Source organism: Streptomyces sp. Edi4, from assembly GCF_040253615.1.
Classification (GTDB): domain Bacteria; phylum Actinomycetota; class Actinomycetes; order Streptomycetales; family Streptomycetaceae; genus Streptomyces.
Genome location: NZ_JBEJGY010000004.1, coordinates 4,470,369 through 4,495,026, shown reverse-complemented (window position 1 = coordinate 4,495,026; position 24,658 = coordinate 4,470,369). Strand labels below are relative to the sequence as shown.

Genomic DNA, 24,658 nt, shown 5'->3' with positions numbered 1-24,658 from the left:
CGCACGAAAACGCCTCCCGCCCGCGCTGTTCACGCGGACGGGAGGCGCTGCCGGAGAGGCCGGAGGGCTACTTCTTCTTGCCCTGGTTCTTCACGGCCTCGATCGCGGCCGCCGCCGCGTCCGGGTCCAGGTAGGTGCCGCCCGGCTTGACCGGCTTGAAGTCGGCGTCCAGTTCGTACACCAGCGGGATGCCGGTCGGGATGTTCAGGCCCGCGATGTCGGCGTCGGAGATGCCGTCGAGGTGCTTGACCAGGGCGCGCAGCGAGTTGCCGTGGGCGGCGACCAGGACCGTGCGGCCCGCCAGCAGGTCCGGGACGATGCCGTCGTACCAGTACGGCAGCATGCGCGTGACGACGTCCTTCAGGCACTCGGTCTGCGGGCGCAGCTCCGGCGGGATCGTCGCGTAGCGGGCGTCGTCGCTCTGCGAGAACTCCGTGCCGTCCTCGAGCGGCGGCGGCGGGGTGTCGTAGGAGCGGCGCCACAGCATGAACTGCTCCTCGCCGAACTCGGCGAGCGTCTGCGCCTTGTCCTTGCCCTGGAGCGCGCCGTAGTGCCGCTCGTTCAGGCGCCAGCTGCGGTGCACCGGGATCCAGTGGCGGTCCGCGGACTCCAGCGCGAGCTGGGCGGTGCGGATGGCGCGCTTCTGGAGGGAGGTGTGCAGCACGTCGGGGAGCAGGCCGGCGTCCTTGAGCAGCTCACCGCCGCGCGCCGCCTCCTCCTCGCCCTTCGGCGTGAGGTTGACGTCCACCCACCCGGTGAACAGGTTCTTCTCGTTCCACTCGCTCTCGCCGTGGCGGAGCAGGATCAGCTTGTACGGTGCGTCGGCCATGCGTCCGAGCCTAATCGACGTCCCGGGGCCGTCGCGCGCGCGGGGACCGAGGCCGGGGAGGCGTCTCGATTGACGGACGCCGTCAATTCAGTGGCCCCTCCAAGCGGCCCCTTGTAACTTGCGATCGTCCAGCGCACCGCTTACACAGCGCCGTTTACGCGGCAGCGCTCACACCGCACAGGTCGCACGCACAGTTCCGGGGGAAGCCGCATGTCCGTAGCCAGTCTGAGACGCGCCGCACGAGAATCCGTCTCCGGGCTGCCCCCGGCGTTCTGGTGGCTGTGGACCAGCACCCTGATCAACCGTCTCGGGGCGTTCGTCGCCACCTTCATGGCGCTCTACCTCACCCTCGACCGCGGCTACTCGGCCTCCTACGCGGGTCTCGTCGCCTCCCTGCACGGGCTCGGCGGGGTCGTGTCGTCCATCGGCGCGGGCATCATGACCGACCGCGTCGGCCGCCGCCCCACCCTCGTCATCGCCCAGACCTCGACGGCCTTCGCGGTCGCGCTGCTCGGCTTCATGACCGACCCGGTCGCGATCGCGGGCGTCGCCTTCCTCGTCGGCATGGCGAGCAACGCCTCCCGTCCGGCCGTGCAGGCGATGATGGCGGACATCGTCAAGCCCGAGGACCGTGTCCGCGCGTTCTCCATCAACTACTGGGCGATCAACATGGGTTTCGCGGTCTCCTCCATGACCGCCGGCTTCATCGCGCAGTACAGCTACCTGGCCGGCTTTCTCGGCGAGGCGACGCTGACCCTGGTCTGCGCGGTCGTGGTGTTCCTCAAGCTGCCGGAGTCGCGTCCGCAGCGCAGCGCCGCGGAGCGGGCGGCGGAGCCGGAGATCGGCATGGGTACGGTGCTGCGGGACGGCCGCTTCATGGGTGTGGTCGGCCTGTCCTTCCTCATCTCCCTTATTTTCCAGCAGGGTTACGTGGGTCTGCCGGTCGCGATGGGCACGGACGGCTTCTCCAGCTCCGACTTCGGCCTGGCCATCGCCGTCAACGGCGTCCTCATCGTCGCGGTGCAGATCCCCCTCACCCGCTACCTCCAGCACCGCGACCCGCGCCGTCTGCTGATCCTCTCGTCGCTGCTCGCCGGGTACGGCTTCGGCCTGACGGCGTTCGCGGGCTCGGTCGCGGTGTACGCCCTGACGATCTGCGTCTGGACCGTGGCCGAGATCGTCAACGCCCCGACCCAGACCGGTCTGATCGTCCGCCTCTCCCCCCTCCACGGCCGGGGCCGCTACCAGGGCGTCTACACGATGTCCTGGTCGGTGGCGGCCCTGGTCGCCCCGCTCATGTCGGGTTACGTCATCGACCACTTCGGGGCGCGGTGGCTGTGGGGCGCGTGCGCGGTGCTGGGGACGGTGGCGGCGGGGGGTTACTGGGCCCTGATGCGGGGGCTGCCTTCGCAGGCCCCGGCGGCTGCGGCGCCGGTCGCGAGTAAGCCGGCGGCCGCTCCGGCGGGCGCGCCGGCGGAGGGGTGCGCGGGGTCGGTGGCCTGAGGCCGAGGGGACCTGGGGCGGACCCACAAGGGGCCGGGCCCCGGGCCGTTCGAGGACGGGCGAGGGCGAACCCCCTCAGCCCGTCTCCCCCGTGAGCCGTCCGAACGCCTCGAGGTTCCGCGTCGATTCACCCCGCGACACCCGCCAGGCGTACTCCCGCCGGATGGCGGACGCGAACCCCAGCTCGAGCAGCGTGTTGAAGGACCCGTCCGCCTCCTCCAGGACCACCCCGAGCAGCCGGTCGAGCTCGTCCGGGGTGACCGAGGACAGCGGAAGCTTGCCCGCCAGGTACACGTCCCCGAGCTGGTCGATCGCGTAACTCACCCCGTACAGACGGAGGTTGCGTTCAAGGAGCCAGCGGTGGACGGCCGGTTCGTTCTCGTCTGGGTGGCGCACCACGAAGGCGTTCACGGAGAGGGAGTGCCGCCCGACCCGCAGCGAGCAGGTCGTGGAGAGCTTGCGCGTGCCGGGCAGCGTCACCACGTACGCGCCGGGCCCGGGGGACTCCCACGAGAGCTCCGCGTCCTTGAGAGCCGCTTCGATGACCTGCCGCACGTCAGCCATGCCGCGAGCCTACGCGAACCCCCGCGCGCCGAGCCGGGCAGAGCGCGCCCGAGCGGCCCGAGCCGGGCAGGGCGCGCCCGTGCGCCGGTCTCACCCGTGGTGCGACCGCACCCGCCGCCGGTGCTCCTGCGTCGCCGCCGCGTACACGTCCGCCGTCGCCGACGCCGCCGTGTCCCACCCGAAGGACCGCGCGTGCCGGGCGGCCGCGTCGCCCATGCGCCCCACCAGCGCGGGGTCGGCCGCGAACCGGTGCAGCGCGGCCGCGTAGTCCTTGGGGTCGTGGCCCCGCACCAAGAACCCCGTCGAGCCGTCCCGCACCGCCACGGGCAGGCCACCGACCGAGGCCGCCACCACCGGCGTGCCCGCCGCCTGCGCCTCGATGGCGACCAGGCCGAACGATTCGCTGTAGGAGGGCATGACCAGGACGGACGCCGCTCGGAACCAGTCCGCGAGCCGGTCCTGGCCGACGGGCGGTTTGAACCGTACGACGTCGCAGATGCCGAGCTTGGCCGCCAGTTTCTGCAATCCCTCAGGCTTCGCGAGGCCGCTGCCGGACGGTCCGCCGACGATCGGCACGATCATGCGGGAGCGCAGCGAGGGGTCGAGGTCAAGGAGCTCGGCCGCCGCCCGCAGCAGGATGTCGGGCGCTTTGAGCGGCTGTATGCGGCCCGCGAAGAGCGGAACGAAGGCGTCCTGGGGCAGCCCGAGCCGGTCGCGCGCCGCGCTCCTGCCGTCCGCCGGACGGAAACGGTCGAGGTTCACGCCGGGGTGGACCACGGCGACCTTGCCGGGGTCGGCGTCGTAGAAGCGGACGAGTTCGTCGGCCTCCTCGGCGGTGTTGGCGATGAGCCGGTCCGCCGCGTCGACGATCTGCGTCTCACCGATGACCCGCGCGGCCGGCTCGGGGGTGTCGCCCTCGGCGAGCGCCGCGTTCTTGACCTTGGCCATGGTGTGCATGGCGTGCACCAGGGGCACACCCCAGCGCTGCGCGGCCAGCCAGCCGACGTGCCCGGAGAGCCAGTAGTGGGAGTGGACCAGGTCGTAATAGCCGGGTCTGTGGTGCGCCCAGGCCTGCATCACGCCGTGCGTGAAGGCACAGAGCTGAGCGGGCAGCTCCTCCTTGGCCAGGCCTTCGTAGGGGCCCGCGTCGACGTGCCGGACCAGCACCCCGGGCGCCATCTCCACGGTGGGCGCGAGGCCGCCCGTGGTGGCCCGGGTGAAGATCTCGACCTCGATGTTGATCGCGGCGAGGCGCTTGGCGAGCTCGACGATGTACACGTTCATGCCGCCCGCGTCCCCCGTGCCCGGCTGGTGCAGCGGGGAGGTGTGCACGCTGAGCATGGCGACGCGGCGCGGCTTGCGGTGGCCGCCGGGCAGCCGGAGCCGTGGCTGCCCCGCCAGGGTGCCGGCGAACCGGGACACGTACTGGCTCACGTCGGGGCCCTCCTCGGCTCGGGGCACTGCCTTCGGTCGCGGAGCGGGCAGCGGACACGCCCCTCCAAAGCCCCGAACATCGGCGTCGGCTCTTTCATTTCCACTTTGCCAAAAAGTTGCCGGACACGCCGCGCGAGGTGGGGCGCCTCTACGGACGACGCCCGGGCGAGGCCCCGCGTGCGGGGCGGAACGCCGGGGTCCGAGGGCCGCCTACTCTCGTCCTATGGCTCCACCCGCCCCACCCGCCAAGCGCCCGGTCGGCACCGTCACCCGTGGCACCACCAACCCGAACCGGCTGCGCCGCATGGACCGCTGGATCGCCGACGCGCACGGGGCGGCGCTGCGCCGCGCGGACGCCCCCGTCGCGGTCGACCTCGGGTACGGGGCCGCCCCCTGGACCGCGCTGGAACTGCTCCAGCGGCTGCGCGTGGCCGCGCCCGCCGTGTCGGTGGTCGGCATCGAGATCGAGCCCGCGCGGGTCGCCGCCGCCGAGCCGTACGAGCGCGAAGGCCTCACCTTCCGCCACGGCGGCTTCGAGGTGCCGCTCGCCGAACCGCCGGCTCTGATCCGCGCGGCGAACGTGCTGCGTCAGTACGACGAGGGGGAAGTGGCCGCCGTATGGGCCCGGCTGTGCGCGCGGCTCGCGCCCGGCGGGCTGCTCGTGGAGGGCACCTGCGACGAGATCGGACGCCGTCACGTCTGGGTCGCGCTCGACCGCTCCGGCCCGCGCACGGTGACCTTCGCGACCCGGCTCGGCTCCCTGGTGCGCCCCTCCGACCTGGCCGAACGCCTGCCGAAGGCGCTGATCCACCGCAATGTGCCGGGTGAGCCGGTGCACGCGTTCCTGCGCGACTTCGACCGGGCGTGGGCGGCGGCCGCGCCGTACGCCGCGCTGGGCGCGCGCCAGCGGTGGATCACGTCCGTACGGGATCTGTCGGCCGACTGGCCGGTCGTGGACGGCGTACGGCGCTGGCGGCAGGGCGAGGTGACCGTGGACTGGGCGGCGCTCGCGCCCCGTTGAGGCCGCGCGGGGTTGTCCGCCGGGGTGCGGCTGCCTGCCGGTCTGCCCGCCCGCCGGGGCCGACGTGTCTGCCGGTCTGCCCGCCCGCCGGGGCCGGCCTGCCTGCCGGTCTGCCTGTCGATGACGTCGTACGGGTGAACTCCCGTGGCCGGCGGAACGCGTGGCGCGCGGCGTTCGTAGGACGGGTGAGGGCGCGGGGTGCGGGCAGCGAGTGGGTTCCTTCCCTGCCCTTGCGCCTCTGTCGTTTTGCGACGGGGCGTGGCAGCATCGCGCACGTCGGCGATATGTTACTGACGGTTAATCAGGTTCAGGGGTCCGGTGGGGGAACCGGGTGGTCTCAAGGGGGAGTTCTCAGTGCCGAAGCAGCGCCGTTTGGCAGCCGCGATCGCCTTGGTGTGCGCCATGACCGCGTGGGCCGCACCGGGGACGGCGTTCGCCGACCCGAAGCCGACACCGTCGGCCACCGCGTCCGGCGCGGCGTCGGCGCCCGGGGCGCTGGAGGAGGTCAGCCGGCAGATAGACGACCTGTACCGGCAGGCGGCCGCGGCCACCGACGCGTACAACCTGGCCGTGGAGCAGACCGCGCAGCAGTCCGCGCGGATCGTCAAGCTGGCTCAGGAGATCGTGAAGGGCCAGGAGAAGATCAAGGCCCTCAAGGACCAGGCGGGCGCCACCGCGCGGATGCAGTACCGCAACGGCGGCCTGCCGCCGGGCGCACAGCTGATGCTCAGCGGCAACCCCGACACCTTCCTCGACGCCGCCGGTTCCCTGCGCCAGGGCGAACAGGCCGCCCAGGGCCTGTTGTCCGAACTCACCAGGACACAGGACGACTTGGCGGCGTACAGCAAGGACGCCACGGCCCAGTGGAAGGACCTGGAGGCCAACCGGGTCAAGAAGGAAGCCGCGAAGAAGGACATAACGGAGAAGATCGCGGCGGCCGAGAAGATCCAGGCCGACATGAAGGAGCAGGAGCGCCGGCGCCTGGCCGACCTTGAGGCGAAGAAGGCGTCCGACGCGCAGACGGCCTGGCTGAACACGGGCGTCCTGAAGGACGCCGGCACGGGGGCGAGCGAGCAGGGCACGAAGGCCGTGAAGTTCGCCACCGACCAGATCGGCAAGCGGTACGTGTGGGGCGCGGCCGGGCCCGACACCTTCGACTGCTCGGGGCTGACCTCCCAGGCCTGGCTCGCCGCCGGCCACCCCATTCCGCGCACCTCACAGGAGCAGTGGGCCCAGCTGCCCCACGTGGCCATCAAGGACATGCGCCCCGGCGACCTGGTCATCTATTTCGCCGACGCCACCCACGTGGGCATGTACATCGGGAACGGCGCGATCGTGCACGCCCCGCGTCCCGGCCGGACGGTGACGATCACGGGAGCGGGTTCGATGCCGATCCTGGGGGTGGTGCGGCCGGGCTAGTAGGGGGCGCCCCGCTCCGGCGGCCCCGCTCGGGCAGCCCGGGTGGGTCCGCGTCCGGGCGGGCAACGCGGGCGGGTCCGGGAGGGCAGGCGCGGACGTCCGCCGGGGCCCGGCCCCTACCGGCGGTACGGGCACCGCGCAACTTCCTGGGGCTCCGACAAATCAGGCATGTGGCATATGCCAGCCGGATCACCGTGATGAACCACCCATCGGCATTCCGCCGCGCGGGTGATGACGCTAGGGTCCCGGCTGGTGGGGCGCTGACCGGCGCTCCGCCGCGCCCTCGGGGGAGGGAAGGAATCCGGAACCGACGATGCCCGCATCCCAGCACGTACCCGTACCGCACCAGCGAGCCGCCCCGGAGGCCCAGCCGGGCGGCGCCGACGGCCCGCTCAACCTGCTGGTCATCGAGGACGACCCGGCCGGCACGTTCACCGTCGACGAACTCCTCGACGAGGCCGGCACCCGGGTCCGCATCCGTACCGCCCGCAACCTCACCGAGGCCGAGCGGCTGCTCACCGACGACGTCCACTGCATCCTGCTCGACCTCGCGCTGCCCGGCCGCGACCCCGACGACGAGCTCGCGGCCCTGCGCCACGTGCTGCTCCTGGCCCCGCGCCACGCCGTCCTCGCCCTGACGCCGTCCACGCACGCGGAGCGCGCGGCGGAGGCGGTCCGGGTGGGCGCGCAGGACTACCTCTTCCGCGACGAGCTGGACGGCAGGCTGCTCAGCCGCGCCATCCGGTACGCGGTGGAGCGCAAGCGCGCGGACACGGCGCAGTACAAGCTGGCGGAGTCCCGGCTGCGCGCGCAGGAGAACGCCCGCCTCGAGCGCGGCCTCCTGCCCACCCCGCTGCTCCAGGGCTCGGACCTGCGCTTCGCGGCCCGCTACCGCCCCGGCCGCTCCCGCGCGCTGCTCGGCGGCGACTTCTACGACACGGTGCGTACGCCCGACGGCACCGTCCACGCGATGATCGGCGACGTCTGCGGGCACGGCCCGGACGAGGCGGCGCTCGGGGTCGAACTGCGCATCGCCTGGCGGGCGTTGACCCTCGCGGGCCTGTGCGGCGACGAACTCCTTTCCACCCTGCAACAGGTACTTGAGCACGAGCGCGACAGCGAGGAGATCTTCGCGACGCTGTGCACGGTCGACATCTCGCCCGACGGCCGCAGCGCCGGCCTCTGCCTGGCCGGCCACCCCTCACCGCTGATCGTCCTCGGCGGCCGTGCGCAGCTGCTCCCGTACGAGAACGGCGGCCCCGCGCTCGGCCTGCTACCGCGCGCACGCTGGCCGCGCCGCCAGGTCGAACTCGGCCGGGAGTGGGGCCTGTTGATGTACACCGACGGCCTGATCGAGGGCCGCACCGGCGACGGCAGCCAGCGGCTCGGGCAGGACGGCATGCTGGAGATGATCAACGCTCAGCTGGCGTCCGGGCTTCGGGGCGAGGCGCTGCTCGAAGCGGCGGTGACCCGGGCCCGCGAACTCAACGGCGGCGAACTGACGGACGACGTGGCGCTACTGCTCCTGGAACGCAAGCGGCCCTAGGGTCCCGCCTTCGGATCAGGCTGGACCGGGAAACCGGGGGCGCACTCGGCGCACCGTCGGCCGGCCCGGTGTCAACGCCGGCCGTTGTAGGGACCGTACGGCCCGTCACTGCTGGAGCCGCCGCCGCGCCGGCCGCCCCGGCCGCCGCCGGAGATCTGCCGGATCGCGGGACGTACGTCGACCATGAACACGATCGAGGCGACCAGACCCGCGAGCTGGAGGAACAGATACGGCACGAACAGGTTCACCAGGACCGTGAGGCCGAGGATGATCAGCCAGAACGGCTTGGTCTGCTTGTCGGCGGCGCGGTAGGCGTCCTCACGGCCGAGGGCGGCGAAGACCAGCGCGACCACGGCGACGACGAACATCGCGAGATAGGCCAGCATCTGGAGAAAGCTGAATCCCGTGAGCAACATGCCGTGCACCGCCTAATAAGTCCTGGTCGTGAAGTCCGCTTGCTGAGCCGAGTGAGCGCGGGCGGGTGCCCGCGGCCAAGGTACTAGGACAACGGGGCGGACGCCGCGAAGGTGCCCGCCCCGTGCCCGCCGTCCGCCCGAGTGGGGCGAAGGGATCATGCCCCGGATCGCGGGAAGATCACTCCGAGTGCACTCCAAGGCTCACTTTGAGGTCACTCCCCGACCTTGGGAGCGGCCTTCTTCACCGGGGTCTTGCGCGGGGCGGTCTTCTTGGCGACGGGCTTGTCGGCGCTGGGCGTCGTGTCGAAACCGGCGGGCGCATTGCCGCCCTGGGCCACGAGCCGGTCGGCGACGGTGACGTCGTCCGCGCCCAGGGCGTCGCCCTTGGCCGGGGCGTCGTCCTTGGCCGGGGCCGCGCCGGCGGAGGTGTCGCTCTTGGCCGGGGACTCGCTCGTGGGCTCGACGGCGCCGGCGATCTCGACGATCTCGTCGGCGGCCTCGCCGCGCCACTGCTTGACGACCTCCTGGCCGTGCTCGGCGACGGCGTCGTAGCCCTCGCGCGCCTTGACGGCGTACTCGGCGAGGACGCCGACCCCGCGCAGCGCCAGGTCCTGAGCGCTCTCACCCAGCTTCTTGAAGTCGCCGTCGATGGCGCCGATGAGGCCGGTGGCCCGGTTGGTGACGGCGGCCTGGACCTCCTTGACGCGAGCGGCGGCCTTCTCCTGCACGGCCTTGGGGTCGGTGCGGCGCACGGCCTCGATGCGCTCGGGCGCCTCGGACTGGATCTTCTCGATCAGGGCCGGAACCTTCTTGGCCTGCTGCCCCGCGAGGTCCGCCGTCCCGGCGAGGAAGTAGAGGGGGGTGGGGTCGGTGAGGGTCTTGCGCAGGTCATCGGTGATGGCCATGACTGTCCTCCCGGATCAGTGCTCAGTTGCTCGCTTGAGGGTGGTCGGCATCGCTGCCGTCGGCGGCGCTTTCGGTGTCCGTGCCGGTGTCGAGCCCGTTCTCCTTGCGGAAGGACTCGTAGATCTGGAGCAGAACCTGCTTCTGCCGCTCGTTGAGCGAGGGGTCGGCGAGGATGACGCTGCGCGTCCCCGCGGCCTCGGGAGACCGCTCGTCGAGGATGCCGGCCTGCACGTACAGCGTCTCGGCGGAGATCCGCAGCGCCTTGGCGAGCTGCTGCAAAATGTCCGCACTCGGCTTACGCAGCCCGCGCTCGATCTGGCTCAGATACGGATTGGACACCCCGGCGGCATCGGCGAGCTGCCGCAACGACAGCTGCGCGGTGCGCCGCTGTTCGCGCAGGTATGCGCCGAGATTGCCGACGTTGAGCGATGCCATACCCCGAGGGTGCACCACCCCCGCTAACTTTTGCAAGCACCCGCTTGCAAAAGTGTGCGGCGCCACGTTGGGATACCGCGGCGCGTTCAAGGTGTGGCCCCCTCGGCGGGAGGGATGGCCTCGTGCGGCGACGACCCGTGGCGGCAAGGCGCAAAAGTCCAGGGCGAACAGAGACCAGGGCGATCAGTGGCCTCAGCGTTCCACGGAGGAAAAGTAGTGACTCAGCACATCGCGGGTGTCCGGAGTGAACAGTTTCTCCCGCATCGATCCGCGGAGCTCCGGCTCCGACAGCCAGCCGTTCCACGTCACTTCGTCGGGGTCAGGGCGCGGCCGGCCGGACAGGACGGCCTCGTGCACGGCGAGCCAATGGGGGCTGATTCCGGCGCGGTTGAGGAACTTCACGATGAAGCGGACCGGCACACGGACACCCAGTTCCTCGGCTAGTTCGCGCGATGCGGCTTCCTCATAGGACTCCCCCGGGGCGACGGCGCCACCTGCCGCCACCTCGTAGTGCCCGGGGAACCGATCGACGTGCTCGGCGCGACGGTGCACGAGGATCCGGCCCTGCCGGTCGCGGCATACCGTCACGGCGATCCGGTGCGGCCAGCCACGGCGAACGGCCTCGCGCCGGGCAACCACCGCCAAGACCCGGTCCTGCTCGTCCACCCGCTCGACCAGCTCATCCACGCGTCCCACCCAGGTCCGCAGCGGCACGATCGCCGGCACCCGCCCGCTGCTGATCGAGCTTCTTCAGGACCCGGTCGCGGAGCAGGGCGTACTCCTCACGGAGCCTGCGCCACTCGGTCACGGGCGGGCGGGGGACCACGACACCGCCCGTGACGGTCTCCTCAGGGCCGAACTGCTCACGCGTGAGATCGACTTCGATGCCCCCGCCCAACCGGTTCCACCAGTGGAAGTCCACACGCTCTCCGTCCACGTGGACCTCCCCACGGAGCAGTTCACCCCCCAGCAGGTCATGGACCACCATCGCGGTCACTCCGCACTGGTCCCGGGCCGGGTTGTCCTCGGTCCAGCGCGATCGGAACTCGGGCGTGCATGTCTCGGCACTCCAGCTGCCGCGCACGGCTCGCTCGATGTCGGAAAGAAGCAAGGGCGTCATGCCCGTGATCCTGCCCCGCCCCACTGACAACGGCCTGCGGCACCGGGCGAGTTGGCATCCGGGCCGCCGCCCGCGACGCCGACACCCTGTGCGCGGCCAGTCGGTCTGCCCCACCCTGTAGCCCAACGCCAGTGACCAGAACGCGGCCAGCTTCGCCGGGTGCGCGCAGTCGATCGTCAAGCCCCACTCGGTCGCCATGAGCCCTCCCCAGTCGGAGGAACGGACTGTAGCGCGCGCCTACGACAACCCCTGCCCGCCGCGTCACGCGGGCCCTGCGGCTCCCACGGGAGCACCCGGCGGTTCAGCTGTCGGCGGACCCGCTGGCTGCCGCCGTCGTGGCCCGGCCAGGATGGCCGTATGGGGAAGCACATGGCGGTGCGCCGACTGGATCTGGGGTACTTCGTCCGACCCGCAGCGGAGACAGGAGGGACCCGGCCCAGGGTCGAACCCGCTCTTGCCTACCTGGTGCGGCACCCCGACGGGCTCATCCTCTTCGACACCGGTATCGGCGCAGGGGACCCCGAAACCGAAGCGCACTACCGGCCCCGGCGCCGCGCGTTGCAGGACGTCCTGTCCGCGTCCGGGGTCGCGCTCGACGACATCTCCCTGGTCGTGAACTGCCATCTGCACTTCGACCACTGCGGCGGTAACCCCCTTCTGGGCGGTACGCCCATCGTGGTTCAGGACGTCGAGCTGGCCGCGGCCCGTCGGGGCGATTACACCTTCGCCGAGCTGATCGACTTCCCCGGCGCGACCTACGAGGAGATCGTCGGCGAGACCGAGATCCGGCCAGAGGTCTGGATCATTCCGACGCCCGGGCACACTCCGGGGCACCAGTCGCTGGTCCTGCGGCAGGGCGACGGCACCGTGGTCCTGGCCGGCCAGGCGCACGACTTCGCCTCGGACTTCGCGTCCGAGCACCTGGCCCGCCACGCGGCCCTGCACGGCGTGGAGCAACCGCTTCCGCCCTATCGGCACTGGCTGGACCGGCTCTTCGACTTCGACCCGCGCCGTGTGCTCTTCGCCCACGACTGCTCGGTCTGGGAACCGCCGCGCGACATCCCCAGCCGGCACACCCCCACCAGGACGAAGCCCACCGGGGCGCCCTGAGCCCGGGCCACGGGATTGTCACGTCGGCAAGTCGGCACGTCGGCACGTCGGCACGTCGTCATGGAGCGTCCGTACTCACGTCCGCGTCCGCGCCCGCATCCGTGTCCGCATCCGCATCCGTGTCCGCATCCGCATCCGTGCAGGTCAGGCCCGATGCCAACGCGCGGGCCGCGGTCGCGAAGAACTGTTCGTCGGCGGCGGGGGCCAGGCCCAGCGGGATGCCCTGGCCCAGGCCCACGAACAGGGCTCTGAGGGCGGTTGCCAGGCGTTGGGCCTGAGGTCGCGTCACCACGGTGCCGTTGTGCGCCCGCCCAGTGAACAGCGCGACCAGGTGCTCCTCCTGCGCCCGGACGGACGTGGCGAGGCGGGTCCCGAGGTCCGGGTCGTGCAGCGCCATGTCGAGCAGCGTGATCTGGAGCGACAGATGGGGCAGCGCGTCCGGGGCATCGCAGGTGCGGCGGTAGTGGCGGGCGAAGGCGTCGGCCGCCTCCAGCAGGTCGAGGCCGGAGGGGACCGCCCGCTCGATCTCCTCGTAGTACGGCCTCAGGTGGTCGGCGACGGTGGCGACCACCAGAGCGTTCTTGCTGCCGAACAGCGAGTAGATGGCCCCCGTGGTCACCTCCGCGCGCTCCGCGATCTCCTCGAGCCTGGCTCGCTGCCCGTCCCGCGAGACGACCTGGAACGCGGCGTCCAGCAACGCTCGCCGGTTCCGCTCCCGCGCTTCCGCTCTTGTCATCCTCATAGGTTCATTATTACCGTAATCTCATTATGCGAATGCTGGAGAGACGCAGGCCGATGCTCAGGGAGGGGTGCTCATGACGCGAACCGTGGTGCATACGGCGGCACGCCGGACACGGGCCGGGATTGTCGGCGATGGCGTCTTCAAGGTGGTGCTGGCCGCTGTCTACCTCGTCGGCGCGGTCCCGCTCGGCCGTCTGCTGGGGGTGTCCGGCTGGCTGATGGCCGTGTCCGGGGTCGCCCTGCTGGCGTGCGGCGGTATCGAGATCCGCCATGCGCGCGACCGGTCCGCGCGCACCTGCCTACGGCTCATGGCCGCCTACGACATCGGCTGGGTCGTGACCGCCGCCGTCGGACTCCTGCTGGCCCGGCAGAGCAGTACCGCCGGGGGCGAGGTGTGGGTCGGGTACCAGGCGGCCGCCGCCGTGGCCTTCGCCGCGCTGCTGCTCGCCGCCGACCCAGCGCCGACGCCCCCCACGCCCCGCTGATCCGTTCCCGCCCCGCCGGCCGCACCCCCTAGCCGTACGCCCCCGACCCCCGCCCCCACCGGCTTCCCGCCTGCTTGACCGTTCTGATCACCGGGGCCGATTCCAGGTGGGTGATGGAGGGGAGGGCGGACACCCGGGTGGTCAGGTAGTGGTACAGGGCGCGCTGGTCCGCGCAGACCACGCTCGCGTACAGGTTGGCCGGGCCCGTCGTGGCGGCCGCGAAGGCCACTTCCGGGTGGGCGGCCAGGGCGTGGCCCGCCTCCTCCAGGTGGGCCGGGGCGACCGAGAGCCACAGCAAAGTCCTGGTGCGTACGCCGAACATGCGCCAGTCCACGTCGATGTCGAGGTAGAGCACCCCGTGCGCGCGCAGTTGCGCCACCCGGCGCCGGACCGTCGTCGGCGACCAGCCGGTCGCGCCGGCCAGCTCCTCGTACCCGGCCCGGCCGTCGGCGGCGAGCACGGCGATCAGCGCGCGGTCGGCGTCGTCGAGCCGGATCCGTCCCGCCGCACGCGGCGCTCGCGGCGGACGCAACCGCTCCGCCTCCTCCTCGTCCAGTGATCCGAGCTTTCCGACCACGTTGTCCGGGCCGCCGTAGAACGCGTGCAGCACCGAGTGCGCGGTCACGCCCTCCACACGCGGGGTGCCCGGCAGTTTCGCGAGCAGCAGCGCCTCGCTGTCCGCCTCGCTCTCGGTACGGACCGCGCACGTGACCTCGGTGCCGCCCGAACTCAGGCTCACCCAGGACGTGTCGGCTCGCCGGGCCAGCGCCTCGGCAACCGGCACGGACGCCGCCGGCGCGCACCGCACCCGCAGCAGCCACACATCGGCGCCCAGCGCGGTCGCGTCGACCCCGCCGAGCACCCGTACCGCCCCGGTCGCCCGCAGCCGGGCGTACCGGCGGGCGACCGTACGGTCCGACACCCCCAGTACGGCGGCGATGACGCTGAACGGGGCGCGGCCGTCGATTTGCAGGGCGTGTACGAGCCGCCGGTCGAGGTCGTCGAAGTCGGATTCCACCGGGCCGAGGCTAGCCGGTGTCAAGTCGCGCCGGAATCGGGGTGGTTGAGGGGCGGTCGGGGGCGGCACGCGGAGGGTTGGTCCTGCCCCGCTCGACGGAGCCAGGGCGTCGGAAACCCCGCGCACGGGACGCGGAGCACGCATCGCGGAGCGCGCATCGCGGAGCACGGAGCACGGAGCACGGAGCACGGATCCCCGGCTGCCGGAACCGGTCATCGGCCGCCGGGGCCGGGCACCGGCACCACCCACCGCGCACCACCCACCACCCCCCGACCACCGCGCACCACCCACCACCCCCCGACCACCGCGCACCACCCACCACCCCCCGACCACCGCGCACCACCCACCACCCCCGACCACCGCGCACCGCGCACCGCGCACCACCCACCACCCCCCGACCGCCACCCACCACCCCATCAACCACCCGAGGAGACCCCATGGACGCCGACCCCGGCACCCACCCCCACCCCGGCACCAACATCCCCGCCCACTCCCCAACCCCCACCCCCACCCCCACCGACGTCCTCGTCGTCGGCGCGGGACCCACCGGGCTGGCGCTCGCCAACGAACTGCTCACGGCCGGCGTCTCGGCCGTCCTCGTCGACAGGCTGCCGCGCCGCAGCGACCTGTCCAAGGCCGGCGGCGTGCAGCCCCGCACCCTGGAGGCGTTCGACCAGCGGGGGCTGCTGGAACCGCTCCTCGCCACCGGGGACCATCCCACCGCCTCCGGCCACTTCGCCGGGATACCGCTTCCCTTCGCCGCCCACCGGCTGCCCTGGCGGTCCGTGCCGCAGGTGGTGATCGAGGGGTTCTTCGAGCGCCATCTCGCCGCGCGCGGCCTGCACGTCCGGCGGGCACATGAGCTGACCGGGCTCACTCAGGACGAGTCCGGGGTCACCGCCGCCTTCGCCAACGGCGCCGCCCTGCGCTGCCGTTACCTCGTCGCGGCCGACGGCGCCCACAGCACCGTACGGTCGCTGCTGGGTGCCGCGTTCCCCGGCGAGCCCGGTACGTCGACGACCACGGCCGCCGACGTACGCCTCGACGGCGCCGACGCGGTCGCCTCGCACACCTGGAACGAGGACGGACACTTCGCGGCGCTCTTCCCGCTCGGCACCGACGACCGGGGCAGGCCGATGCGCCGGCTGGTGCTCGGCGGGCCGGGCCAGTCGTCGCTGCCGAGGGACACACCGGTGACCGAGGACGACGTACGCCGTGGTCTGAGCACCGTGTTCGGCGCCCGGGTGCGGCTGCTCGAACTGCGCTACGCGCGCCGCATCACCAACGCGTCGCGGCAGGCCGAGCGCTACCGGCACGGGCGGGTGTTCCTCGCGGGCGACGCCGCCCACGTCCACCTCCCGCTCGGGGCACAGGGCATGAACACCGGGCTCCAGGACGCGTACAACCTCGGCTGGAAGCTCGGCGCGGCCGTGCACGGGTGGGCGCCCGAGGGCCTGCTCGACACCTACCACGCGGAACGCCATCCCGCCGGCGCCGCCGTCCTGCGCAACGTACGGGCCCAGAGCCTCCTGATGGACTGGGCCGGCACCCGCGACCCGGGTGTGCTGGCCGCCCGGGAGATCTTCACGGAGCTCGCCCAACTCCCGGACGTGCAGCGCCATTTGGGCGGTCTGATGTCCGGGATGGCCCTGCGCTACCCGATGCCGGACCTCGACGGCGGCCACCCGCTGACCGGCCGCCCCGTACCGGACCTGGACCTCGGCACGACCCGGACGCACGAACTCCTGCGGTCCGGCCGGGGCGTCCTGCTCGACCCGGACGACGCGTTCGCCAAGGCCGCCGAGCCCTGGTCGGACCGGGTGGACGTCGCGGGCCGGGGCGCCGCCACCGAGCCGATGCTCATCCGGCCCGACGGCTATGTGTGCTGGGCCGGCACGGTCGGCCTCGAAGCGGCGCTCGGCCACTGGTTCGGCGATCCCCGCTGACTGGTTCGGCGAACCCCGCCGACTGACTCGGCGACCCTCGCTGGGGCGGCCGCCGTCCCGGTACGTCGCGGTACGTCTCCGCCCGCGACGACCACGACCGCCGCCGCTCAGCGACCACCCCCGCTCAGCGGAACGCCGCCACATTGCGGGCCGCCCACTCGGCGAACGGGCGCGGCGGCCGGCCGAGGACGCGCTCGACGTCCGGGCTGACGCGCAGTTCGGCCGGGTTCGGGGAGCCGATGATGTCCAGCGTGTCGTCGGCGAGTTCCCCCGGCATCGTGGCGGTCATGCCCGCCTTGGCCTCCTCGCGGGTGAGCTCGTGGAACCGTACGGGCTCGCCCAGCGCGGCGGCGATGGCCTCGGCCTGGCCGCGCGGGGTGATGACCGCCGGTCCGGTCAGCTCGTACACGCCACCGGCGTGCCGGTCCTCGACGAGGCACGCCGCCGCGACCTCGGCGATGTCCACCGGGTCGACGACCGGCACCCCGATGTCTCCGAAGGGCGCGGCCACCATCCGGCGCGTACGGACGGACTCGGCCCACCACAGCGCGTTCGAGGCGAAGCCGCCCGGTCGCAGGACGGCCCACTCGAGGCCGCTCTCCCGCAGCGTGTCCTCAAGGGCGCGCATCGCGATCCGCGTCGGTCCGTACGGCCTGGTCGATACACCGAGCGTGGACAGCAGGACCACGCGGCGCACTCCTGCGGCCGCCGCCTCGCCGATGATGTCGGCGGGTTCGGCCCCGGCGGCGTGCAGATCGCCGGAGAGCAGCACGAACAGGGCCCGCGCGCCTTCGAGCGCGGGCTTGAGTCCGGCCGGGTCGCTCAGGTCGGCCACCACGTGGCGCACCCCGTCGGGCACCTCGGCCGGGCGCCGTGACACCGCCGTCACCGGCTGCCCCGCCTCGGCAAGCGCCCGCGTCAACGGCCGGCCAATGTTTCCGGTGGCCCCGGTCACCACGATCATGAAAGCTCCTTCTCTCTGCGATGCGCGCGACGCGTGGGACGCCTGGGACGCCTGGGACGCCTGTGACGCGTGCGGTAGGTGCGGTAGGTGCGACGCGTGCGGTGTGCTCCCGCGCCGCGTCGATCTCCGTGGTCCGCACGTTAGGAGTTCGGGCTAACTATCCGTAAGGGCGTACCTCTGGGTAAGCTCCTGCCATGACGGAAGGCGCGCAGCTCACCCCGGTCGCTCCCGAGCGGCGGTATGACGTGTTTCACACCGACTGCCCCGCGCGGGTCGTCGTCGACCACGTGACCAGCAGATGGGGCATCTGGGTCCTGATCGCGCTGCGGCGCAATGACCTCCGGTTCTACGAGCTGCGCGAGAGCATCCAGGGCATCAGCGAGAAGATGCTCGCCCAGACGCTGCGCGCGCTCGTCGAGGACGATCTGGTCTGGCGCAAGGTCGAGCCGACCACACCGCCTCAAGTCACCTATGGCCTCACCGAGTTCGGCCGCGAGCTCGGTGACCCGCTGGAGGACCTTTTCGACCGGATCACCCAGCGACTGGCCCCGGATGACGCGCGCTACCCCAACGGATGGGCCGCACAGCCCACACGCGACCCCGCCCCCGCCCGAGCCGGCCGACCCCGCCCCGCCCGAGCCGGCAGACCCGAACAGGCCTGAGCCGGCCGACCCCGCCCCGCATGAGCCAGGCAGGGCTCGCCTCCCCCTCCCGCCGGGCAGGGCCCAAACACACCCGAGCCGGCCGACTCCGCGCCGCCCGAGCCAGGCAGGGCTCGCCCCCGCCCGCCGGGCAAGGTGCGCCCCCTCCCGCCGGGCCGTACGCCCACAGACCCCCCCTCCCCCGCCTCCCCCGCACGGGGGAAGCGCCCCCCTCCTCGCCGACGATGTGCGGCGCCCCGCGCGCCCGCACGATGGACGCATGTTGAAGATCGACGCCCTGCCCGACGTGCCGCGTTGGGCCGTCGTCGCCGCGCACGCGGTGCCCCTTGTCACGCTGCCCTCGGGCCTGTGGCGGATCGCCCAGATCGCCGGGTTGCCGGTGGCCGAGCAGTCGGGGCGCGACGGGCGCGAGGTGGTGCTCGCCGTGTCGCTCGCCGTGATCTCCGAAGCGCTCGCCCTGCTCACCCTCGGACTCGTGCGGCCCTGGGGCGAAGTGGCGCCCCGGCGGCTGCCGTTGATCGGGGGCCGCCCGGTGCGGACGCTCGCGGCGGTGGTGCCGACGCTGCTCGGCTCGGCGGTGCTGTGCGCGCTCGCGGGCTGGTTCGCCGTCACCCAGGTGCCCGATCTGATCGACCGCGTCACGCGGACACCGGCCCAGCAGGTGCTCCTCCTGGCCTGCTACGCCCCGCTGCCGGCCTGGGCGCCCCTGCTCGCGGCCACGACGATCGCCTACTACCGGCGCAGGTCGGCCGCGGCCTGACCACCCGCCACGCGCCCACCCGCCACGCGCCCGCCCGCCACGCGCGCACCCGCCATACGACCGCCCGCGCCCCGGTCGCGGCGGCCGGTCAGAACATGTCCGGGCACCACGGGCGGCGGGCCGTGCGGAACAGGGCGTCCGCGCGCAGGGCCGCGCCCGCCCGGGCCTCGGTGACCCGGCCGAGCCCGAGCAGCCGCGAGGCCGACTCGTCGCCCAGGTACAGGGACGCCAACTCCCTTACGTCGAGGACCAGTTCGGCCTCCCGCGTGGTGGGCGCACAGCGGGCGCCGCTGCGGTCCGCCTCCAGCAGGAAGCGGCCCGCCGTCAGGCCCGTGGCGTCCTCGACCTCAAGGACGATGTTGCCGCCGCCCTCGGCGTCGTACGCGCGGGCCTCAAGGGCGGCGGCGACATCGAGCAGCCGCAGCCACAGAGAGTCGCTGTGGGTCACGATCCTGGCGGCGCGCGGGTTCGGGAAGAACAGCGGCAGCAGGTCGTCGGGGGCGCGGTAGCCGGTGCGTACGGTGCGGATCCAGTCGATGGAGCACAGGTAGTGCCACAGGGCGCGGTCCGCCTGCGGGGTGAGGCCGATCAGGCTCCGCACGGTCGCGGTGTTCTCGGGCAGCTTGGCGTCGCTCCAGCGCTCGTCGGCGGTGTACGTGACGATCCCGGCCGGGTCGCCGTCGGCCGTGCGGTACACCGCGAAGAAGGGCTCGGTCCAGGAGGCGTCGCGGCGGTTGACTCCGGTGGCCCGGTCCCACCAGCGCCGGTCGCGGTTGATCGCGCCGGGCTGGAATGGCCGGAAACGTTCGAACACCTCGGTGCCGAGCTTGGCCGCGTCGGCCGGGTCCACCAGATCCACCCGGCCGCCGCACTCCGGGCGCGACCAGTGCGGGTCGAGGCCCGTGCGGGCCGTGTCGATCTCCCACTCGGTGAGCCAGGTGGCGGGCCCGTACCCGTACCGGCCGTAAATGGGGTACTCGGCGGCGATCAGCGTGGACGCGAGCTCGCCGCGCTCCCGGGCCCCGGCGAGGTCGGCCGCCATCATCCGGGACAGCAGCCCGCGTCTGCGGTGCGTGGGCGCCACGGTGACCGCGCTGACCGCGCTCACCGGCAGCGCGGCCCCGCCCGGCACGGTCAGCTCCTGGGCGAAAGAGCGGAACGTGGCCACGCACCGGCCGCCGTCGAAGGCTCCGCGCACCCGGCCGAGGTCGGTGTGGGCCATCAGATCCCGCGTGTAGTCCTCGCTCGGCGGCGCCGCCTTCAGAAAACCCGTGCTCATCGCCTTCATCCAGGCGACGAACTCGGATTCGGCGACGGTACGGACCTCGATGTCGGACCTGGCCGGGGTGCTCATGGCCGCCACGCTAAGCCGCCCGGGTTCAGAATGTCGCGCGGATTTCGCCCACCTCGGCGGCCCCGCCGAACAGCGGCGCCCGGCCGATCCGCTCCACCACCGGAGCGTCCACGCCCATCAGGCGCAGGGCCCGCGCCAGGATCGGGCCGAGCGAGCGGATGGCGCCGTCGTCGACCTTGAAGGCGAGCGCGCGGCCGTCGGCGAGCGCGAAGGCCTGCACGGCCTCGGCGCCCATCTTCGACAGCGCGCCCGGCACCTCGCGCATCAGCCAGGTGTCGGGCCTGCGGGTACCGGCGACGTACTCGGGGTGAGCGCGCATCGCCTCGGCGACGCGGCCTTCGACGGTGTCAGGGGCGGCCGTGGCGAAGGTACGGAAGGCGCGGGCGAGGCCGGTGAGGCTGATCGCCATCAGGGGAGCGCCGCAGCCGTCGGTGCCGACCGAGGCGACGGGCTCGCCGGCGGCCGCCTCGACGCTGTCGTGGGCCAGGCGCTGGAGGGGGTGCGCCGGGTCGAGGTAGGTGCCCAGGTCCCAGCCGTTGAGCTTGCAGGCGGCGAGCATCGCCGCGTGCTTGCCGGAGCAGTTCATGGTGAGCCGGTCGCGGACGTGCCCCGCCGCCAGGTACGTCTCGGCCTCTGCGGCGTCCAGCGGCAGGTCGGGCGGGGTCTGGAGGTCGTCCGGGCTCAGTCCGTGCTCGGCCAGCATCGTCCGGACCAGATCGAGGTGGAAGCCCTCGCCCGAGTGGCTTGCGGCGGCGATCGCCAGGCGCTGCCCGGACAGGTCGAGTCCGGCCCGCAGCACGGCGGCGGCCTGCATCGGCTTGTTGGAGGAGCGGGGGAAGACGGGAGCCGCCGGGTCGCCGAGCGCGAACTCGACGCTGCCGTCGGCGGCCAGGACCACGAGCGAGCCCCGGTGATGGCCCTCGACGAACCCCGAACGGACGACCTCGGCGAGGACCGGGGGTATCGGGGACGCGACCTGGGATATCGGGGACGTCGGGGACACGGCGGTCATGGGGCGGCCTTCCGGGGCAGATGACCCGCCCCGGAAGGATCGCTTCCGGTCGGTGGGTCAGATGAGCAGATCGTCTACTTGCGCTTCCCCATCACGGTACCTGCGGGCGATCTCCGCGCTGCAATCGTCGGCGGTGCGCTGGAGCTCCTGGCGGCGCCGGGAGACCTGCTGCTCGTAGCGGATCAGGCGGCCGGTCGCGGTGTGCAGCTCGTCGTCCGTACGGGCGGCCAGGTCGGAGAGCTCGACCTCGGCGTCCATCTCGGCGGCCAGGATCCGGTACTCCTCGTTGCGCGGCGCGGAGAGCGTGACGTGGCGGGCCGAGGCCCGGTGCGAGGAGGGCGCGTCGGTCAGGATCTCGGCAAGCCGCTCCACCACCGGCGCCTGCGGCCCGGTGCGCCGGGCGAGCTCGGCCCGCAGGATGTCGATCCGGCCGTGCAGGAGCCGCCGCACATAGCTGAGGTCGGCCTCGTCGCGCTGCGACTGGCGGCGCAGCGCGCGCAGTTCGGCCAGCCGGAGCCCGGCCAGGTCGTGGTCGCGCTGGATCGGCAGGGCGCCGCCGGCCCATCGCATGGGGGATCGCACGGCGGTACGCGGGCTGGTCCGGGTCAGCGATACGGGACCGGACGATCGCCCGGCGCCTGGTGTACTCATGCGTCTTTCCGTCCCCTCGACCGGTGCATGGGGTCTCCCTGAGCCCGAAGGACCCGGGGAAGCACCGCCTGTACGCATCGTGCCACTCCGGGTACGGCACGTGCAGGCGCACTGCACCCGTTCAGCCGCTCGGAATCCGGACGCGCCGGTGGCATAGGTTGAGCCACATGCGAGCGGTGGTGCAGAGAGTCGACGGCGCGAAGGTCGTCGTGGCGGGCGAGACGGTCGGCGAGATCACGGGCGAGGGCCTGTGTGTCCTGGTCGGCGTGACACACGAGGACAATCCGGACAAGGCGGCGCAGCTCGCCCGCAAGCTGTGGTCGGTTCGCATCCTTGAGGGCGAGAAATCCTGCTCCGACGTGAATGCGCCCTTGCTGGTGATTTCGCAGTTCACTCTCTACGGGGACGCCCGCAAGGGCCGCCGCCCCACCTGGAACGCGGCGGCGCCCGGCGCCGTGGCGGAACCACTGGTCGACGAGGTCGTGGACCGGCTGCGGGCGCTCGGCGCCCACGTGGAGACGGGCCGCTTCGGCGCGGACATGCGGGTGTCCCTCACCAACCACGGCCCGTTCACGGTCATCGTCGAGGTCTGACCCCGCGCTGCCCGTTCACGGCCATCGTCGACGTCTGAGCCCCCGGCGGAACCCGGCTACGGCTCGACCACGACTTCCTGGGCCGCCGCCGTGTTCCCCGCGAGCAGTTCCGCGTCCACCGGCACGTTCCGCTTGACCAGGGCCAGCGCGATCGGGCCCAGCTCGTGGTGACGGGCCGAGCTCGTGATGAAACCGATCTGGCGTCCCTCGGCGCCGTCGGCCGCGAGCCGCACCGGCGTCCCGGGGCCGGGCAGCAGCACCTCGCTGCCGTCCAGGTGCAGAAAGACCAGGCGGCGCGGGGGCTTGCCCAGGTTGTGGACGCGTGCGACCGTCTCCTGGCCCCGGTAGCAGCCCTTCTGGAGGTGCACGGCCGAGCCGATCCAGCCCACCTCGTGCGGAATCGTGCGGTGGTCGGTCTCGAAGCCGAGCCGGGGCCGGTGCGCCTCGACCCGCAGCGCCTCGTACGCCAGGATCCCGACGAGCGGGCCCGCCGCGTCCGCGTACTTCTCCAGATCGGCGCGGGGCAGGAACAGATCGCGGCCGTACGCCGTCTCACGCACGGCCACCCCGTCGGGCACCTCGGCGATGGAGCCCGCCGGCAGGTGGACGACCGCGAACTCGCCGGTGCGGTCGGCCACTTCGACCCGGTAGAAGAACTTCATCGACTCCAGGTAGGCGATCAGGTCGCCCTGGGTGCCGGGCTCGACGTGGATCCACACCGTGGCGCCGTCGTCCACCAGATACAGGGCGTGCTCGACGTGTCCGTTCGCGGACAGGATCAGCGCCTCGGTGGCCTGCCCGGCGGGCAGGTCGCTCACGTGCTGGGTGAGCAGCAGATGCAGCCAGCTCAGCCGGTCGTCGCCGGTGACGGTGAGGACCCCGCGGTGCGAGAGGTCCACGAGTCCGGTACCGCCGGCGAGCGCACGCTGCTCGCGGAACAGGTCGCCGTAGTGCGCCGCGACACCGTCGTCGCGCCCTTCGGCGGGGACGGCGCCGGCCTGGGACAGCAGAGGGCTCTTCATGCCGGCAAGCCTACGACTCGGCGCCCGCGGCCTTCTTGGCGCACTCGGCGCAGCGCCCGAAGATCGCGAAGTGCTTCATGTCCGTCTCGAAGCCGAAGGTGTCCCTGAGCTTCGCCGTGAAGTCGGCGGCCACCGACACGTCCGCCTCGATCACCTCGGTGCAGTCGCGGCACACCAGGTGGAGGTGGTGGTGCCGGTCGGCGAGGTGGTAGGTGGGGGCGCCGTGGCCCAGATGGGCGTGCGAGACCAGACCCAGCTCCTCCAGGAGCTCCAGGGTCCGGTACACGGTGGAGATGTTCACGCCGCCCGCCGTCTTCCGCACCTGGGTGAGGATGTCGTCGGGCGTCGCGTGTTCCAGCACGTCCACGGCCTCCAGGACGAGCTGTCGCTGGGGCGTCAGGCGGTAGCCGCGCCTGCGGAGGTCGCTCTGCCAGTCGGTGGTCACCACGCCCCCAGCGTAAGACCTACTTGTAAAAGGAGACCTACTTGAAGAAGGCGATCCCGTCATCGGGAAGATCGCCGAGTCCGCGCGCCATCTCCGCGACCTGCTCCGGCGTGACGACCTTCTTCAGGTGCGCCGACATGTACGGACGGAGCTCGACGTCGGGCGTCGCCTTCTCGCCGACCCACATCAGGTCGCTCTTGACGTAGCCGTAGAGGCGCTTGCCGCCGGTGTAGGGGCCGGAGGCGGCGGTGCGCGCCACGGCGTCCGTCACGATGTCGATCTGCGGCTTCTGGTGGGCGAGCTCGCCGTACCAGACCTCGACGATGCCCTGGTCACGGACCATGACGACCTCGACCTTGCGGTCCTTGTCGATGCGCCAGTAGCCCGACTCGGACTCCAGCGGCTTCACCTTGTTGCCCTCGGCGTCCAGGATCCAGGAGTGCGAGACGTACTCCAGGAAGTCACGGCCGTCGTGGGAGAAGGTCACGGACTGCCCGAAGTTCGCCTTCTCGGCACCCGGGAAGTCGGTGACGCCCGCTCCCTCCCACGTACCGAGGAGGAAGACCAGGGGGACCAGGTCGGGGTGGAGGTCGGACGGAATCTCGATCATGAGGCTGCGATCTCTTCGTTAACGACGGAGGGGGGTCAGCGCTGGCCCTGGTACAGCTTCTTCACGGTCAGACCGGCGAAGGCGAGGACGCC

General features: G+C 72.5%; 26 protein-coding genes and 2 pseudogenes. 10 read left to right on the top strand and 18 right to left on the bottom strand.

The genetic code is table 11. The annotated features are described in order from the left end of the window. Positions 1–67: 67 nt before the first annotated feature. Positions 68–829: a phosphoglyceromutase gene (locus tag ABR738_RS22395; protein ID WP_350231759.1), complete on the bottom strand. Its 762-nt coding sequence runs from the start codon at positions 827–829 to the stop codon at positions 68–70. A 210-nt stretch (positions 830–1,039) separates the two neighbouring features. Here ABR738_RS22395 and ABR738_RS22390 point away from each other — a divergent pair, with 210 nt between their 5' ends. Then, positions 1,040–2,332 carry an MDR family MFS transporter gene (locus ABR738_RS22390; RefSeq protein ID WP_350231758.1) on the top strand — a complete coding sequence of 431 codons (1,293 nt, stop codon included), beginning with the start codon at positions 1,040–1,042 and terminating at the stop codon, positions 2,330–2,332. A gap of 75 nt (positions 2,333–2,407) precedes the next feature. On the opposite strand, the gene ABR738_RS22385 is transcribed toward ABR738_RS22390, so the two are convergent. Together ABR738_RS22385 and mshA are read right to left on the bottom strand one after the other, a co-directional pair. Further along, positions 2,408–2,896 carry a type III secretion system chaperone family protein gene (locus ABR738_RS22385; RefSeq protein WP_350231757.1) on the bottom strand — a complete coding sequence of 163 codons (489 nt, stop codon included), beginning with the start codon at positions 2,894–2,896 and terminating at the stop codon, positions 2,408–2,410. 90 nt (positions 2,897–2,986) lie between these two features. Then, positions 2,987–4,330, bottom strand: coding sequence for a D-inositol-3-phosphate glycosyltransferase (gene mshA / locus ABR738_RS22380; protein WP_350231756.1), 1,344 nt, complete (start codon positions 4,328–4,330; stop codon positions 2,987–2,989). A 223-nt stretch (positions 4,331–4,553) separates the two neighbouring features. Between mshA and ABR738_RS22375 the strand changes: the two genes are divergently transcribed. The 3 genes from ABR738_RS22375 to ABR738_RS22365 all read left to right on the top strand — a co-directional run bounded on the left by ABR738_RS22375 (position 4,554) and on the right by ABR738_RS22365 (position 8,316). After that, entirely contained in the window at positions 4,554–5,351 is a 798-nt protein-coding gene (locus ABR738_RS22375) for a class I SAM-dependent methyltransferase (protein WP_350231755.1), read from the top strand. A gap of 402 nt (positions 5,352–5,753) precedes the next feature. Continuing rightward, entirely contained in the window at positions 5,754–6,770 is a 1,017-nt protein-coding gene (locus ABR738_RS22370; protein WP_350234690.1) for a C40 family peptidase, read from the top strand. A gap of 313 nt (positions 6,771–7,083) precedes the next feature. Continuing rightward, entirely contained in the window at positions 7,084–8,316 is a 1,233-nt protein-coding gene (locus ABR738_RS22365) for a PP2C family protein-serine/threonine phosphatase (protein ID WP_350231754.1), read from the top strand. Between the two features lie 71 nt (positions 8,317–8,387). Here the strand turns inward: ABR738_RS22365 and ABR738_RS22360 are convergent, their stop codons facing one another. From ABR738_RS22360 to ABR738_RS22335, 6 genes and pseudogenes are all read right to left on the bottom strand, one after another. Continuing rightward, positions 8,388–8,732: a DUF2516 family protein gene (locus ABR738_RS22360; protein WP_350231753.1), complete on the bottom strand. Its 345-nt coding sequence runs from the start codon at positions 8,730–8,732 to the stop codon at positions 8,388–8,390. A gap of 212 nt (positions 8,733–8,944) precedes the next feature. After that, the gene (locus tag ABR738_RS22355; protein ID WP_350231752.1) at positions 8,945–9,637 is read right to left on the bottom strand and encodes a hypothetical protein; all 693 of its coding nucleotides are present in this window, start codon (positions 9,635–9,637) and stop codon (positions 8,945–8,947) included. 22 nt (positions 9,638–9,659) lie between these two features. Further along, positions 9,660–10,073 carry a helix-turn-helix domain-containing protein gene (locus tag ABR738_RS22350; protein WP_350231751.1) on the bottom strand — a complete coding sequence of 138 codons (414 nt, stop codon included), beginning with the start codon at positions 10,071–10,073 and terminating at the stop codon, positions 9,660–9,662. 192 nt (positions 10,074–10,265) lie between these two features. Next, positions 10,266–10,760, bottom strand: a complete 495-nt coding sequence (locus ABR738_RS22345) for an NUDIX hydrolase (protein WP_350231750.1) — start codon at positions 10,758–10,760, stop codon at positions 10,266–10,268. After that, positions 10,753–11,193 carry a YunG family protein gene (locus tag ABR738_RS22340; RefSeq protein WP_350234688.1) on the bottom strand — a complete coding sequence of 147 codons (441 nt, stop codon included), beginning with the start codon at positions 11,191–11,193 and terminating at the stop codon, positions 10,753–10,755. The genes ABR738_RS22345 and ABR738_RS22340 overlap by 8 nt, the downstream gene beginning before the upstream one ends. Positions 11,194–11,250: 57 nt before the next feature. Further along, positions 11,251–11,391, bottom strand: a pseudogene (locus ABR738_RS22335) (VOC family protein); the annotation flags it as partial. Between the two features lie 159 nt (positions 11,392–11,550). On the opposite strand from ABR738_RS22335, the gene ABR738_RS22330 reads away from it, so the two are divergent. After that, positions 11,551–12,303: an N-acyl homoserine lactonase family protein gene (locus ABR738_RS22330; protein WP_350231749.1), complete on the top strand. Its 753-nt coding sequence runs from the start codon at positions 11,551–11,553 to the stop codon at positions 12,301–12,303. A 58-nt stretch (positions 12,304–12,361) separates the two neighbouring features. Here ABR738_RS22330 and ABR738_RS22325 read toward each other — a convergent pair whose 3' ends face one another. Then, entirely contained in the window at positions 12,362–13,039 is a 678-nt protein-coding gene (locus ABR738_RS22325) for a TetR/AcrR family transcriptional regulator (RefSeq protein ID WP_350231748.1), read from the bottom strand. Positions 13,040–13,118: 79 nt separating this feature from the next. On the opposite strand from ABR738_RS22325, the gene ABR738_RS22320 reads away from it, so the two are divergent. Continuing rightward, positions 13,119–13,529 (top strand): hypothetical protein, encoded by a 411-nt coding sequence (locus ABR738_RS22320; protein ID WP_350231747.1) that lies wholly within the window; start codon positions 13,119–13,121, stop codon positions 13,527–13,529. Positions 13,530–13,557: 28 nt separating this feature from the next. Here ABR738_RS22320 and ABR738_RS22315 read toward each other — a convergent pair whose 3' ends face one another. Continuing rightward, on the bottom strand, positions 13,558–14,547 hold the full coding sequence (locus ABR738_RS22315; RefSeq protein ID WP_350231746.1) for an Lrp/AsnC family transcriptional regulator: 990 nt from the start codon (positions 14,545–14,547) through the stop codon (positions 13,558–13,560). Positions 14,548–14,984: 437 nt separating this feature from the next. Between ABR738_RS22315 and ABR738_RS22310 the strand changes: the two genes are divergently transcribed. Further along, positions 14,985–16,493, top strand: coding sequence for an FAD-dependent monooxygenase (locus tag ABR738_RS22310; RefSeq protein WP_350231745.1), 1,509 nt, complete (start codon positions 14,985–14,987; stop codon positions 16,491–16,493). A gap of 124 nt (positions 16,494–16,617) precedes the next feature. Here ABR738_RS22310 and ABR738_RS22305 read toward each other — a convergent pair whose 3' ends face one another. Further along, positions 16,618–17,457 (bottom strand): SDR family oxidoreductase, encoded by an 840-nt coding sequence (locus ABR738_RS22305; RefSeq protein ID WP_350231744.1) that lies wholly within the window; start codon positions 17,455–17,457, stop codon positions 16,618–16,620. Between the two features lie 194 nt (positions 17,458–17,651). On the opposite strand from ABR738_RS22305, the pseudogene ABR738_RS22300 reads away from it, so the two are divergent. Both ABR738_RS22300 and ABR738_RS22295 read left to right on the top strand, forming a co-directional pair. Continuing rightward, a pseudogene (locus tag ABR738_RS22300) lies at positions 17,652–18,014 on the top strand (winged helix-turn-helix transcriptional regulator); the annotation flags it as partial. A gap of 364 nt (positions 18,015–18,378) precedes the next feature. Beyond that, positions 18,379–18,879 carry a hypothetical protein gene (locus tag ABR738_RS22295; protein WP_350231743.1) on the top strand — a complete coding sequence of 167 codons (501 nt, stop codon included), beginning with the start codon at positions 18,379–18,381 and terminating at the stop codon, positions 18,877–18,879. Between the two features lie 88 nt (positions 18,880–18,967). Here ABR738_RS22295 and ABR738_RS22290 read toward each other — a convergent pair whose 3' ends face one another. Genes ABR738_RS22290 through ABR738_RS22280 form a run of 3 tightly spaced genes read right to left on the bottom strand, consistent with a single transcriptional unit; the run spans position 18,968 to position 21,896 of the window. Beyond that, entirely contained in the window at positions 18,968–20,233 is a 1,266-nt protein-coding gene (locus ABR738_RS22290) for a GNAT family N-acetyltransferase (RefSeq protein ID WP_350231742.1), read from the bottom strand. Between the two features lie 25 nt (positions 20,234–20,258). Continuing rightward, a complete protein-coding gene (locus tag ABR738_RS22285) occupies positions 20,259–21,245 on the bottom strand; it encodes an asparaginase (protein ID WP_350231741.1) in 987 nt (328 codons plus the stop codon). Between the two features lie 57 nt (positions 21,246–21,302). Next, entirely contained in the window at positions 21,303–21,896 is a 594-nt protein-coding gene (locus ABR738_RS22280) for an RsiG family protein (RefSeq protein ID WP_350231740.1), read from the bottom strand. A gap of 167 nt (positions 21,897–22,063) precedes the next feature. Between ABR738_RS22280 and dtd the strand changes: the two genes are divergently transcribed. Continuing rightward, the gene (gene dtd / locus ABR738_RS22275; RefSeq protein ID WP_350231739.1) at positions 22,064–22,489 is read left to right on the top strand and encodes a D-aminoacyl-tRNA deacylase; all 426 of its coding nucleotides are present in this window, start codon (positions 22,064–22,066) and stop codon (positions 22,487–22,489) included. A 56-nt stretch (positions 22,490–22,545) separates the two neighbouring features. On the opposite strand, the gene ygfZ is transcribed toward dtd, so the two are convergent. From ygfZ to ABR738_RS22260, 3 genes are read right to left on the bottom strand one after another with little or no spacing between them, the layout of a single operon-like run. Next, positions 22,546–23,511: a CAF17-like 4Fe-4S cluster assembly/insertion protein YgfZ gene (ygfZ, locus tag ABR738_RS22270; RefSeq protein ID WP_350231738.1), complete on the bottom strand. Its 966-nt coding sequence runs from the start codon at positions 23,509–23,511 to the stop codon at positions 22,546–22,548. Between the two features lie 10 nt (positions 23,512–23,521). After that, positions 23,522–23,959, bottom strand: coding sequence for a Fur family transcriptional regulator (locus ABR738_RS22265; protein WP_350231737.1), 438 nt, complete (start codon positions 23,957–23,959; stop codon positions 23,522–23,524). Between the two features lie 34 nt (positions 23,960–23,993). Continuing rightward, positions 23,994–24,566 (bottom strand): heme-binding beta-barrel domain-containing protein, encoded by a 573-nt coding sequence (locus ABR738_RS22260; protein WP_350231736.1) that lies wholly within the window; start codon positions 24,564–24,566, stop codon positions 23,994–23,996. Positions 24,567–24,658: the final 92 nt, after the last annotated feature.